This window comes from Ruegeria sp. CDSC042 (assembly GCF_059610745.1).
In genome coordinates this window covers 280,627-292,582 of the sequence record NZ_JBXWOF010000005.1, presented here as the reverse complement: position 1 = coordinate 292,582, position 11,956 = coordinate 280,627, and the positions used below count along the sequence as shown (strand labels likewise).

At 54.5% G+C, this 11,956-nt stretch carries 12 protein-coding genes; 3 read left to right on the top strand and 9 right to left on the bottom strand.

The annotated features are described in order from the left end of the window. Positions 1–320 precede the first annotated feature (320 nt). Positions 321–785 carry a hypothetical protein gene (locus AC2FHX_RS13135; protein WP_496701821.1) on the top strand — a complete coding sequence of 155 codons (465 nt, stop codon included), beginning with the start codon at positions 321–323 and terminating at the stop codon, positions 783–785. 686 nt (positions 786–1,471) lie between these two features. Here the strand turns inward: AC2FHX_RS13135 and AC2FHX_RS13130 are convergent. Further along, entirely contained in the window at positions 1,472–2,566 is a 1,095-nt protein-coding gene (locus AC2FHX_RS13130; RefSeq protein ID WP_496676957.1) for a tyrosine-type recombinase/integrase, read from the bottom strand. Positions 2,567–2,919: 353 nt separating this feature from the next. Between AC2FHX_RS13130 and AC2FHX_RS13125 the strand changes: the two genes are divergently transcribed. After that, a complete protein-coding gene (locus tag AC2FHX_RS13125) occupies positions 2,920–3,354 on the top strand; it encodes a helix-turn-helix domain-containing protein (protein WP_131726293.1) in 435 nt (144 codons plus the stop codon). Then, positions 3,354–3,941 carry a hypothetical protein gene (locus tag AC2FHX_RS13120; protein ID WP_058281576.1) on the top strand — a complete coding sequence of 196 codons (588 nt, stop codon included), beginning with the start codon at positions 3,354–3,356 and terminating at the stop codon, positions 3,939–3,941. The genes AC2FHX_RS13125 and AC2FHX_RS13120 overlap by 1 nt, the downstream gene beginning before the upstream one ends. A 422-nt stretch (positions 3,942–4,363) precedes the next feature. On the opposite strand, the gene AC2FHX_RS13115 is transcribed toward AC2FHX_RS13120, so the two are convergent. The 8 genes from AC2FHX_RS13115 to AC2FHX_RS13080 all read right to left on the bottom strand — a co-directional run bounded on the left by AC2FHX_RS13115 (position 4,364) and on the right by AC2FHX_RS13080 (position 11,950). Further along, complete coding sequence (locus AC2FHX_RS13115; protein ID WP_496676962.1) at positions 4,364–4,570, bottom strand: hypothetical protein; 207 nt, start codon at positions 4,568–4,570, stop codon at positions 4,364–4,366. A 228-nt stretch (positions 4,571–4,798) separates the two neighbouring features. Continuing rightward, positions 4,799–5,800, bottom strand: coding sequence for an ABC transporter permease (locus tag AC2FHX_RS13110; protein WP_299664546.1), 1,002 nt, complete (start codon positions 5,798–5,800; stop codon positions 4,799–4,801). Positions 5,801–5,810: 10 nt separating this feature from the next. After that, the gene (locus AC2FHX_RS13105) at positions 5,811–6,566 is read right to left on the bottom strand and encodes an ATP-binding cassette domain-containing protein (protein WP_299664544.1); all 756 of its coding nucleotides are present in this window, start codon (positions 6,564–6,566) and stop codon (positions 5,811–5,813) included. A 19-nt stretch (positions 6,567–6,585) separates the two neighbouring features. Then, positions 6,586–7,818, bottom strand: a complete 1,233-nt coding sequence (locus AC2FHX_RS13100) for an ROK family transcriptional regulator (RefSeq protein WP_299664541.1) — start codon at positions 7,816–7,818, stop codon at positions 6,586–6,588. Between the two features lie 75 nt (positions 7,819–7,893). Further along, positions 7,894–8,538 (bottom strand): AAA family ATPase, encoded by a 645-nt coding sequence (locus AC2FHX_RS13095; RefSeq protein WP_299664539.1) that lies wholly within the window; start codon positions 8,536–8,538, stop codon positions 7,894–7,896. After that, on the bottom strand, positions 8,531–9,382 hold the full coding sequence (locus AC2FHX_RS13090; RefSeq protein ID WP_299664537.1) for a PfkB family carbohydrate kinase: 852 nt from the start codon (positions 9,380–9,382) through the stop codon (positions 8,531–8,533). The genes AC2FHX_RS13095 and AC2FHX_RS13090 overlap by 8 nt, the downstream gene beginning before the upstream one ends. Further along, entirely contained in the window at positions 9,379–10,452 is a 1,074-nt protein-coding gene (gene fba / locus AC2FHX_RS13085) for a class II fructose-bisphosphate aldolase (protein ID WP_496676969.1), read from the bottom strand. The genes AC2FHX_RS13090 and fba overlap by 4 nt, the downstream gene beginning before the upstream one ends. A 10-nt stretch (positions 10,453–10,462) precedes the next feature. After that, positions 10,463–11,950 carry a family 43 glycosylhydrolase gene (locus tag AC2FHX_RS13080; protein WP_496676972.1) on the bottom strand — a complete coding sequence of 496 codons (1,488 nt, stop codon included), beginning with the start codon at positions 11,948–11,950 and terminating at the stop codon, positions 10,463–10,465. Positions 11,951–11,956 lie beyond the last annotated feature (6 nt).

Genomic DNA, 11,956 nt, shown 5'->3' with positions numbered 1-11,956 from the left:
AGTACCCTGCAAATCAGGGCGTTTTGTGGTTTAGGTAACAATAAGCAGGGTCCAAAAGCCATGCCAAGAAATCGTTTAAGTGCTGCCACAAGGTAGGCAGTAGCGACCCAACACAGGGCAACCAAAGCCCACTCTTCCTTAGCTTAATCTCCTGCCGGGTGGTCCGACGAATAGGCGTAGCTCTATGCAGCTACGTTGGTCGACCTATCCGCGGCTTGGCAACTTGAAAGAAAATGCCAAAAAACTGAGCTCTTCTCACAATACCCAAAGCTGTCGCGTTCCTAGGTTTGAAATGTATCGGCAACTCAGGGAGATCAAAAATGGAACGTATTAACATCATCAAAAAGCTCATTGTTGCACCAACCCTGGTGATTGCCCTGTCCACCGGAACGGCCATGGCAGAGCCGGGCCAACACTCGGGTACCGGCGCCCATCATAGCGCCCATATCACTCAGACTGGGATGTCTCGGAACGCCACGCCTGAAACAACGGAATTCCCAACCGTTACCGGCAAAATTGTTAACCGAATAACAAACCTTTCCCCGTTGGAGGCGGCCCAAAATGTGGGAACATCCCAGGATTCTACGACTGTTACCGGGAAGATTGTTAACCTCATAGCAAACCTCTCGCCGCTTGAAACGACGCAGAATGTTGGAACATCCCACTGGATCGGAAGCAGCGACGGCGTTGCCGCCAACAATACAATAAACATCAATTCGGATGCCCAATTTATCGACCATGTGCCCACAGAAAACCAAGGCGGCATGGATTCCCCAGCTCCATAGTGTCACCGCGGGGCGTTTAGACAAGTTGAGGACCAACCTTCGCCCCGCATTACAGCCATTTGTTAGCCAGCAAAACTTGGCATACTTTTTTGCTGTTTTGGGCTCACCGCACGAGGGACGACACATAGACCGGCGAAACTTCTGTAAAGGTTCGAAAAGAACTTCATCGATCAGCTTGGGCGTTGCGTATGTCCGCTCAAAAGTCCCAACTGCAAAAGGGCTCCGACCGGCCTTGCAATTTGATACAATTTATCTTGCCCCGACGCGCCTCCGGCGATGATCGTTGTCTGAACTTTTCCTGATGGCGCGACAGAGGTTTCTAGAGGCTCGCAGGGCCTCATTCCTTGCGCCGAGCCGTTTCAACGCTTCATTGTAGGCCAACCAGTTCGTCATTTTGACTTCGTGGGGGTAAAGCTGCTCATACCACACAGCTATCACCCAGGATTCATGCAGTGAATCCTCAAACCAATTTGTGCGAAAAAGTAGGTTAATTGGTCAAACAGCAAAAAATCTCTGCAGTTGAAACTTTGCTTTATTGGTCGGAGTGAGAGGATTCGAACCTCCGACCCCTGCCTCCCGAAGGAACGGGCCTGACTTTAACCCATTGTAATTATTGTAATGTACTATCATTTCACTGTTCCTTTGTTCACGTTTGTACCGATCTATATCCGGAAATGATCTGGATATCAGATTGCATCCGCCGCTCCTCTCTGGTGATCAGGGTGATGATGCCCATAGTTCTTCTCAAGCGTTTCGTGGGTCATACCCAGGAAGCCGCAGGCGTCCCACTTGGGCGCCCCCTTTTGCATTAGCCAGGTCGCACAGGTGTGCCGCAGAGTGTGTGGAACGACTTTTCGGTCCCCCTCGGTCTCCAAGTCTGCCGCCACAACGGCAGTCCTAAATGCGCGTTTGACGTTCTGCAGTGACTTGCCGCGATGGGTGACTACGAATTCGTCTACCGGAAACCGCCTTCGTCGGCATAGCAGGTGCTTCTTCAGACGCGCAGGCAGCCTAGAACTCGGGCGTTCCTTTTTCGTGCGGCGCCGTCCAACGGGGTTCCAGTAGATGATGTTGCTATGAAAATCGATATCAGACCAGCGCAAGGATAGGATCGCCTCCTTTCGCTGGCCGGTCAGCAATCCGATCCTAAGAAACAGAGTCAGGTGCTCAGTCTTTGACTCGGTCGGCACGCCATCCTCCAGAGGCGTATCGAAGCTCCGCGATACCCGGATTAGCCTTAGCGCTTCATCACATGTCAGGAATCGGATACGACCCTCGGGTTTCGGAGGTAGTCGGACCGTTATTTTGCGCGTGATTAGCTGATCTTCCTCGGCACGCCGGATAGCAGTGGAGAGCAAACTGAGCTCCCTTCGCAAGGTGCCGTCCTTCAGCCCCTTGTCTCGACGGCTCTTCCGGCGTTTCTGGCAGTATTCTTTAATGAGCACATCGTTGATATCGCCCACGGCATAGCCATCAAAAAACCTGATGATTGGCTTTGCTGCATTGGCTAAACGCTCCGGGTCAGTAACGTCGTCAAATCGCTTCGCCAGATAGTGCGAAACTGCGTCAGTCACATAGAATTCGTGTGGCTCGACCGCGCGATCCGGCCTGAAGCGCCTTAGCTTCCATTCTGCGAAGTAGAGTTCAGCCTGGTCGCGATCCCCAGTGCCAGTCGAGTGCTCACGGCTGCGTCCCCCTTCGGTCCAGTAGATGTACCAATTGCCATCGGCGAGGCGTTTTCGGTCGCGTGCAAGGCGGGGCGGGGTCGGTTTGCGGGGCATGCTTTCACCGTAAATTGATCGAGGTATCGTTCCCACGCACCATTGGGAATCTTGGGGTTTCGTCGGCCTGGGGCTGTATAAATATGATCCAGCATGTCTTCGCGGATTAGATAGCGAACGTTTGAAACGGGGATGCCCACTCGTTCAGCTAATTCCCTTGGTGTCTCGAGAATTTTTTGCAATTTCAACTCCTCAATGACTGCACACATATCGAGGCAAAATTTTCGTTTTGCGTTCAGATCGAAACAAAACTACGATAATGCTACCTAAAACGAACTAAATGCCTCTATGAGCGGTTACATTGAATAGAGATAACCATAATCGTGGTCAATGCAACCACAAAAAGGTACATCATGACTGTTCCTGACCTAGGGGTGCGCCTTGCGGCTGTCCGAACCGAGGCGCGTCTGTCACAAGAAGAAATGGCGCAACGACTTAGCATCAGTCGAAGTGCATATCAGTACTATGAACGTGGCCAACGCGACCTAACCGCCACCCTACTTCTGAAGGTTTATGAAGAATTCGATGTCGATCCGCTCTGGATGCTCGAAGGGGACACTGCTGAAGGCAAAAGCCGCCGACATTCGGAAATGGCGCATGCCTATCGTAAACTTGGAATCGCAGTTGAGCACAGAATAATTAATCGCGGCCTTGTTGTAGCACCCGAAAAGAAATGGGACGCTATAGATTTTCTTTTCAAAGAAGCTCTGAGCCCCGAAACGATTGAGGGCCTTAACCAAGTGCCCGATATAGCCAGAATTGACACCATCTTAAGGTTAGTCGCTTGATGTTAGAGAACGAAGTTTTGCGAAAAGCCGAGCAATTGAGGCCGCGCAAAGTGGGCGTGTTGGGCAAGGTAGATAGCATCCTAGAAGAGACCCAACTTGATGCACCGTACCAACCTGGAAGCTCCAACGGAGTTAGGCCGACTAGAGGTTGCCCGAATGCCACGGAATGTGAGGCCTGCGGAGGGATTGAGTATCTTTCTAGAGAGTTTTGTCGTTGCGGCCATTATTTACGTGGCCAACTAGAAGACGAGTACTTGTCATGGGTGCGTAGGCTGGAGCATGAGGTTGAAGAAATATCTACGGATTATTTGCAGAAGCAGAAGAAGTTGAAAAAAGGTTTGATGCTTACAATTCTTCTTCTCACCCCTCCGATAGCCGTTCAAGTTACCAGCCCAGATCTACTAGGGCTTTTCGCGTACCTTTGGATACTAGCCGGGCTTGTTGTTGTGTGTATTCTTGCGTTTATAGAAGCAAGACTTGCGCGCCCAACCAATGATGCTACTGAATTTCTGCAAAACTCCTCTCTCCAAGTCTATCTGGAACACAGAAATCTAATCTTGAACTCAAGTCCGGATGCTTCTGGATAGACTGGTTCCCTCAAAAGTATGATGGAAGCATGAGTTTTAGTTCTATCGATTTATTTGCAGACTGCTGCGGCCTTTCGCTCGGGCTTAGGATTTGCATTCCCTGGAACTTGTACTTCAACATTTGGTTGCAGCGCGTGTTTGTCCTGTTAGGATCATTGAAAATAAGAGATTTTTTCAGGCTAATATTCAGCGCCTCGACAGGCTCGTTGAGCCCGTTCCTGCCGTTTAGCGAGAGTCGGTCTTTCGCATATGCGGTAGGTCAAAAACCGCACATTCCGGACGTTCAAATTCCAGTGTCGGATGGCAAGGCTGCGGGACTTTGCTGCCCTACATGATGACCGATCAAACGTCTGCTTTTGCAGTGCTTTAGAAACATCGTGACACAATCGTTCAGTAATCAAGGGCACTGTGACCGCGGGGATTCACTCTTTAGACTCTTGATCTGACGCCTCGTCCGGCCAACCAGAAAGGAAAAACTGCCAGGTCGCGATGGTCCCAATCGCGCCAAACAGAATGGCCCAGAACAAGTTCCCGGTTACAAGCTCCAAGATCGCCCATCCAACGCTCAAGAGTGTGACGGCAACCCGCCGCCAGAGCGGAAGAAAGAAGGGTACGCGAAGTTCGAACATGTTCATCCGGGGATCACTCCAACGATGTGGAACACGCGATGTTAGACCTCTGGCATGATAGTTGCGCCGGTAAATGCAATCAACTAACGTCCTTCCCCACGGTTACATGTCTCAAGTTCTGTGCACACCATTGACCGTTGCGATTGTCGACGGTGCACGCAGCCAATATTTGATTCCTCGGCATCGTAGCGCACAGCTCCGGCAGCCACACCACGATGTCATTCGCTGTCACTTCACAACGTCTACCTTGCTTCTGTTTAGCGAAATAGCGATTGCAGCAATCAGCAAAACACCCAAGGCGACCTGGCTCCACGAAGGGGGTACGCCCGCGATTGTCAGCCCATTGCGGACGATTGTCAGGGTCAATGCCCCGATGATTGTTTTGACCACACTGCCATAGCCACCTGTCAGCGGCGTACCACCAAGCGCAACCGCAGCAATTGCGTCGAGCTCAATCATCAGACCCGCCTGGGGCGTCGCCGCTCCTGCCCTTGCCAGGTTGACGCAAGCCGCCAATCCCACCATCAGCCCTGCAGCGGCAAAGACCTTGATCTTGAACGTCGTGACATTGATGCCGACCAGGCGGAGAACCTTCTCGTTGCCTCCAACGGCTCGCAACTGTTGACCAAAAACAGTCCTCTCATAAAAGGCCCACATAAACAGCGCGACAATCGCCGCGAGGATGAAGATCGCGGGGAATTTGCCCATCGACAGAAGCCAAGGTGCTGCGACAGACGAGATGTTGGTGCCGCCTGACACGCTATCGTCCGTTATATAAATCGCCGTGCCGTCTGATGCGATAATCACAACGGCGCGCACGATGATCAGCATTGCCAATGTTGTCACAAATGATGGGATCTTGAGCAGTGAAATAATCAGGCCGTTGACCATGCCAACAAGGCCACCTGCGACAATTCCCAGGATCAAGCCCACATCCCCGAACCAGAGCATTCCAAGTGCACCCAGAAACGCCGAAAATGCCAGGCTTGACCCGATGGAGATATCAATTGAACCAGTTGTCACGATCATCAACTGCGCGAATGCCAGTAACATCAAGACAGGCGTTTGCTGCGCAATGAACGTCCAGTTGCGCATCGACATGAAGCGGTCGCCCGAGATCGCCCAGAACAACAAGATTACCAGAACAATGGCAATGAAAGGCACATAGTCTCGCAACATTTCGGCGCGTTTGGGCGTCAGGAATGGGCGGGAGGCGGTTGTTTCGGTCATGTCGTTCTCCTCATTCGCCGAGAGTTATGGCCTTCACGAGCCGGTCCGAGGTAATCTCGTCGCGTTTGAATTCGCGCGATGTGACCCCGTGATGGGTCACTACGATACGGTCAGCCAGGCGGCGCACCTGATCGAGATTGTGGCTTACCAAAAGGAATGACGTGCCCTGCTTGTCGCGCACATCCTCAACCAATCGCTCAACTTCCGCCGTTTCATTCGGTCCAAGTGCGGCGGTCGGTTCGTCAAGGATTACGATGTCGCTCCCCCAGGCAATTGCGCGCCCGATCGCGATACTTTGTTGTTGTCCTCCGGACATGGAGGAGATTGGTTGCGACAGATCCTGAACGGTGGTGACATTGAGCTGCGCGAGGGCTTCACGGGTTTTTTCGCGCATCTTTCGTTCATCCACAAAAATCCCCCATTTGCGGGGGATGCGCCCCAGAAACAGGTTGTAGGGCGCCGTCATATTGGGAACCAGTGCCAGATCCTGATAAACGACTTCGATCCCGCATTCCTGCATATGCGAAACACTGTGCTCAGCCCGGGATACTTCCTTGCCATTGATGATGATCTGTCCGCCGTCCGGAACATGGGCCCCAGCCACAACCTTCATCAACGTTGATTTTCCGGCACCATTTCCGCCCACGATCGCGACAACTTCACCGCGATGAAGATCAAAGGAGCCGTCACGCAATGCCTGGACACCACCAAATGACTTCGAAACGTGTTTCACCGAAAGAAGAGGTTGAGCCGTCTGGTCATTCATAGTGGGTTCTCCTTCATTCCTATCCGCTTGCTTCAGCAACAAGGGCTTCTGGCTCGGCTCTGGGAGAACCGAGATAGGTTTGTGCAAGTACGTCCAGAAAGGCCCCGCGCAGCACAGTATCTTCACTTTGCTGGCTCAGCTCGATGTCGACGGCATCGTAGATGCTTGGCAAAACCGTCGCTTTTACATGGGTCTTGATGTGTTCCAGAAACCTTTGACCGAACCCGGCATATTCATCTCCGATCACAACCAAATCCGGATTGACGAAGTTGATGCAGTTGGTGATGCCTTGCGCCAGATAGCGTGCAACCCTGTGCACCTCTTCGCTGGCAAGCCCGTCTTCCGCTGCGTATGCGTCAAGGACCTGAGAAAAATCAGCGTCTGAAGTCAATGTTGTACTGCTGACGTTCTCTGCGCGCTCCCGTATGGCACGCAGTAGCGCAATGCGCGACGTGAAGAGTTCCAGACAGCCTCTATTTCCACATTTGCACTGCTCGCCATCAACGCTGATGGACGTATGCCCCAATTCACCTGCAAGACCTTGCGCACCCCGGTGCACATGGCCATCCACGACAAGCGCCGAGCCGATCCCCTGACCGGCAGACACGTACAACATGACCTTGGCCCCCAGCGCCCGGCCATGATGGCGCCATTCAGTCAAGGCTGCTGCCTTGGCGTCGTGTGTGGAGTGAACAGGAATGTCAGGATAGCGGGAGCGCAGCTCGGGGATCAGATCGAAGCCCTGCCATTGAGGGCTTTCAGTCATGAGGATGACACGTTCATCGCGCTCCAGGAACGGGCCAGGAACAGCCACGCCAATGCCATCGACCTGTTTCAAATTGCCAATCTGGCGATCCAGTGTCTCGGAGATCTCCTTGAAAGTCTGCTTGGCGGACCCGTCCCGTGCGATGGGGAATTCACTGGTCTCCAGCAGGTCACCGCGCAGATTAAATGCAGCAATGGAAAAGCTACGGCGTTGCAATCTAAGACAGAGGATGTATCGCCCGGAACCAACAAAGCTGAGGTTGATCGATCGCCGACCACGCCCCCCACGAACAAGTCCCACTTCCTCAACGATGCCATTGTCAATAAGTGGTGCTATCGCACGTGTGACAGTCGCCTGATCCAATCCGGTGGCTACGCTGATTTCCTTGCGCGAGCATTCTCCCATGTCGTGCAAAGCTGCAAGGATGGCGCGCCTGTTGTGGCCTTGAATACCTTCGATCGACAAGCCTTTTTGAGCAAGTTTCATGTCCGAACCCCAATTTTTTCAATTTGGCTCAAACATAGCGAGTTTTGCTTGCAACCTGCAATCAACTCTCGGGTGCTACGCATCGACGCCCTCCTGAAACAGGATGTCGGCGAATGTAGCACTTTGTCGGATCCTCTCCGCGTTGGGCATGTCGGTCTTGGTGATCTTTTCCCGCGTCTCGACTTCACCTCTGCCGCCACGCTCGTGGCGTCGCTTCAAGCGCTGCTTCAGGAGTTCATCCGGCGTGTCTACAAAGATACGCAGGTCGAAATGCGATGCCGCTCGAATCCAAGGCGCTTCATTCATCAGAATGTAGTTGCCCTCGACTATGCAAAGGGCCTCGTTTCCTTCGATCCTGGCGCCTTCTGGGACCGGGTCATGTATGTGCCGGGAATATCGCGGCCACCAAAACGCATCTCCCCTGGACAAACGTTCCACCGCGTGGGCAAACGCGTTGCCATCAAACGTATCGATACGGCCTTTCACGCTTCTAAGCCCTTCGGCCTCAAGCTGGGCGTTTGTTTTGTGAAACCCGTCCATCGGGCAGTAGGCAGCGATGTGCCCGGCAGCGCGTAGATCCTCGGACAGCCGCTCGGACAGCGTAGACTTACCCGTCGCCGGAGGCCCTGCAATTGCTACAATGAGCGGCGGTTGACCTGCACTTATCCGCTTTTCAATTGCGCCCAGAAGGCTGGCATAGTCGGCGAGGTGCTCAGGCATCCATCCAACTCCGCGTACCCGCATGGGTGCATGACTTACCCGCGATCTGGTTGGCGATATTCAACGCATCTACAAATGACCCGGTCTCGAGATACGCGTGGCAGAAAGCGCCGTGATAAATGTCTCCTGCGCCCAAGCTATCGACAACGTCCACCTCCAAAGCGGGTATCTCGCCCCGTCGTCCCTGATCATGCCAGACGACCCCAGCGTGACCCCGTGTCATTGCCCAGCGTTGGATGTCCAGTTCCTCACACATATTGGCAAAGGCGCGCAGTCCCTCGGGACAAAACACGTCGCTGACAATTGGAATATCGGCCAGCTTTAGAAAATCCGGTGACCAGTCTTTCCAGCCGCCGCCATCCAAAATGATTGGCCCTTCAAACGCACGTAAGGCGTCAGCGTGCGCCGCAACAAAATGCCGTTCGTACTGGTCGATCTGAATCAACCCGTATCCTTCCGTCAGGATCAGACCTTCTTGAGAACGCACCTTTTCGCACTCATCCCCTGCGCCATTGACAATCATCCTGGCCCCAAGGCTCCGGGTTGAAACAACTGTCGAAAGAGGGATGCGATAGTCCGGGTCATTACTGATGTCGTGCACCGTAACGTTCCTGTCCTTCAGATCGGACGTCAGCATTGTCTTCATTGGGCCCGGCGCGCCCAGCGATGTGGCCAGCGCCGCCGTTCCACCAAGATGGGCGAACGTAACGGCAGCGTTCAAAGCAGACCCGCCCGGGATCACATCATTGCTCAAAGCCTTGGTCTTCCCGTCCGGACCCGGAAAATCCTCAACAAGCGCGGTGACATCCATCACCGAGCGGCCTATGAACAGCGCCCGGCTCACGCGGCCTTCCGGGATGGATCGAGCCCGCCATCAGCATACCGCTTTGCCATTTCTGCAACTGGGATCGGCTTGATTTTACGCCCGTGGCCCGCCACCCCGAACCTCTCGAACCTGTCACGGACCAGCGTTTCAAGCTCCGCCATCCCGGCCAAGATAAACGCCCGAGGATCGAAATTCGATGGGTTGTCCCGGGAGAAGCGCCGCATTGCGCCGGACATGGCCATGCGGCAATCGGTGTCGATGTTGATTTTTCGAACACCATGCCGGATCCCGCGTTCGATCTCTTCGACGGGGACGCCCCAGGTTTGTGGCATTTCACCGCCAGAGGCGTTTATCAAGTCCTGCAAACCCTGTGGCACAGAGCTCGACCCATGCATGACAAGATGGGTATTCGGCACGCGACGATGGATCGCCTCAATCTGGCTGATGGCCAGGATGTCGCCATCCGGTTCCCTTGTGAATTTATAAGCGCCATGAGACGTCCCACAGGCTATCGCTAGCGCATCGACCTTGGTTGTAGCAACAAACTCCGCTGCCTGATCGGGATCGGTCAATAGCTGATCGTGATCCAGTTTGCCCTCTGCCCCGGACCCGTCTTCTTCACCCGCCTCGCCGGTTTCAAGCGATCCAAGAACACCCAGCTCTCCTTCGATTGAGGCACCCGTCCAATGTGCGATCTGTGCAACGCGAGCCGTGATATCGACGTTGTGGGCATAGCTGGCGGGTGTCTTGCCGTCGCCCATCAGGGAGCCATCCATCATGGCCGAGGTGAACCCCGCAGCGATGGCGCTGACGCAGGCCTGCTCATCATGGCCGTGGTCCTGATGCAGACAGATTGGGTTGTCGGGATACATGGACGCCAGTGCGTTCACTATAGCGACGATCATCCGATCTCCGGCATAGGCCCTGCGAACATTCAAGCTGGCTTGCAGGATCACCGGTGCATCGCAGGCGCGCGCAGCGTTCATGATCGCAAGGCCCTGCTCCATATTGGAGATGTTGAACGCCGGCACACCAAATCCTTGATCCGCCGCATAATCAAGCAATTGTCTGAGGGTTATGAGGGGCATGGCGAGGCCTTTACTTGCGGAAGTTGAGATTGTGGAATTTCGCCGAGCCTTCCTGAACAAAGAGACCCCAGGCATCGGTATTGGAGATGTCATAGACCCTGAAGGATGCAACAACCTGCCCGGCCACAAAGCACTCGATGGCCGACCCGTTGCGCAGGATCTGGACCCGGTAACACCCATCCTCCGGTGTGAAGGCGAGCGGACGCTCGACCAATGGGCTGTCGATCTCCTGACGGACCTCAATGCCATGCCGCTCATTGAGCACCAGGCTGTCCCAAAGTGGATCCATCGCGGCAGGCCAGCGATCAAACAGGACGCGCTCCTTCATGGGCTCGATTGAAAGGCTGTAACCGCTGTCCAGATGATCGCCGCCTCGGGGTTCGATGAGAATACCCACAGCTTCGGTGGCGGGATCAGGTTCAATCACTACATCGAGCAACACGTCATCCCGGTTCGGACCGTCGATGAACGCGTATCCGTATGATCCTGTCGCATCACACCGAGGGTCTGCATCGCCGGTCCAGTCTCCCAACATGGGGCGCAGCTTGTGGGGCACGGTCTCTGCGTAACTCTGGTCCACGTTATCGGGCAATTTGCAGGTCAGCGTGCCGTCTGGCAGCGAGACAAGTTCGCGCGGGCTGCCCAGTTCTCCGCCCCAAACCCAGCTGCGCTTGGGGCCATGATGCTTGCGGAACGGTATCCATGCGAAACTCATGCGACGGTCGCCATCGCTGGCCGATTTGGCAGCGTAAAATCGACGCCCGTCAAGACTGTCGAGCTTGCGGCTTTCCCAAGGACCATCCGGGGATTTTGACACCCGATACACTGTTTGCATTCGTTCCGAGTAGCGGCTTTCAACCAGATACCACCAGTCGCCCAACTTGAAGATTTCCGGGCATTCCGGGCAATGCGTCAACATCGAGGACGCCAGCGGCGGGCCAACCTCCCAGCATTCCAGATCATCGGACGTGGCAACGGCAACACAGCCCCGGCGAAACTGCGGACCTTCCTTGAGGCGCGCTGAGATCAGCATCTTGAAGCACCCTGCCTCTTCGTCGCGGTAGACAAAGGGGTCGCGCCAATCGACGGTTTCGTACCAGCGGTGATCGGGGAAGATCATCGGGTTGGATCCGGATTTCTCCCAGGACTTGAGATCAGTCGATGTTGCCTTGCAAATTGACTGCGGTGAAGCAGATTGACGATTGTAACCTGTGTAGAAGAAGTGAAACACGCCCTTGTGCTCAATGACAGAGCCGGTCCAGATCCCATCGCCGTCGCACTCACCGTGCGCGCCGGGGCCAAAAGCGTCGGGCATCACCTCCCAGTTTACGAGGTCATCTGACCGAAGATAAGCGGTCGAGACGCGCGCCCGCTCAACATATTCCCACGCGCCCACAGGGGGTTGGGAAAAAAACAGATGCCACGTGCCATCGTGGTAGAATGGCATTGTATCACCAGCGGCAGCACCGCGCTCCGGAGCGTATCCGAAAAGTCTCATCTGCGG

What these genes read in the sequence shown, in the direction of transcription:
- AC2FHX_RS13080 (WP_496676972.1), bottom strand. Translation starts at nt 11,950, where the DNA reads ATGAGACTTTTCGGATACGCTCCGGAGCGCGGTGCTGCCGCTGGTGAT.
- AC2FHX_RS13120 (WP_058281576.1), top strand. Translation starts at nt 3,354, where the DNA reads ATGTTAGAGAACGAAGTTTTGCGAAAAGCCGAGCAATTGAGGCCGCGC.
- fba (WP_496676969.1), bottom strand. Translation starts at nt 10,452, where the DNA reads ATGCCCCTCATAACCCTCAGACAATTGCTTGATTATGCGGCGGATCAA.
- AC2FHX_RS13100 (WP_299664541.1), bottom strand. Translation starts at nt 7,818, where the DNA reads ATGAAACTTGCTCAAAAAGGCTTGTCGATCGAAGGTATTCAAGGCCAC.
- AC2FHX_RS13110 (WP_299664546.1), bottom strand. Translation starts at nt 5,800, where the DNA reads ATGACCGAAACAACCGCCTCCCGCCCATTCCTGACGCCCAAACGCGCC.
- AC2FHX_RS13125 (WP_131726293.1), top strand. Translation starts at nt 2,920, where the DNA reads ATGACTGTTCCTGACCTAGGGGTGCGCCTTGCGGCTGTCCGAACCGAG.
- AC2FHX_RS13115 (WP_496676962.1), bottom strand. Translation starts at nt 4,570, where the DNA reads ATGTTCGAACTTCGCGTACCCTTCTTTCTTCCGCTCTGGCGGCGGGTT.
- AC2FHX_RS13135 (WP_496701821.1), top strand. Translation starts at nt 321, where the DNA reads ATGGAACGTATTAACATCATCAAAAAGCTCATTGTTGCACCAACCCTG.
- AC2FHX_RS13130 (WP_496676957.1), bottom strand. Translation starts at nt 2,566, where the DNA reads ATGCCCCGCAAACCGACCCCGCCCCGCCTTGCACGCGACCGAAAACGC.
- AC2FHX_RS13105 (WP_299664544.1), bottom strand. Translation starts at nt 6,566, where the DNA reads ATGAATGACCAGACGGCTCAACCTCTTCTTTCGGTGAAACACGTTTCG.
- AC2FHX_RS13095 (WP_299664539.1), bottom strand. Translation starts at nt 8,538, where the DNA reads ATGCCTGAGCACCTCGCCGACTATGCCAGCCTTCTGGGCGCAATTGAA.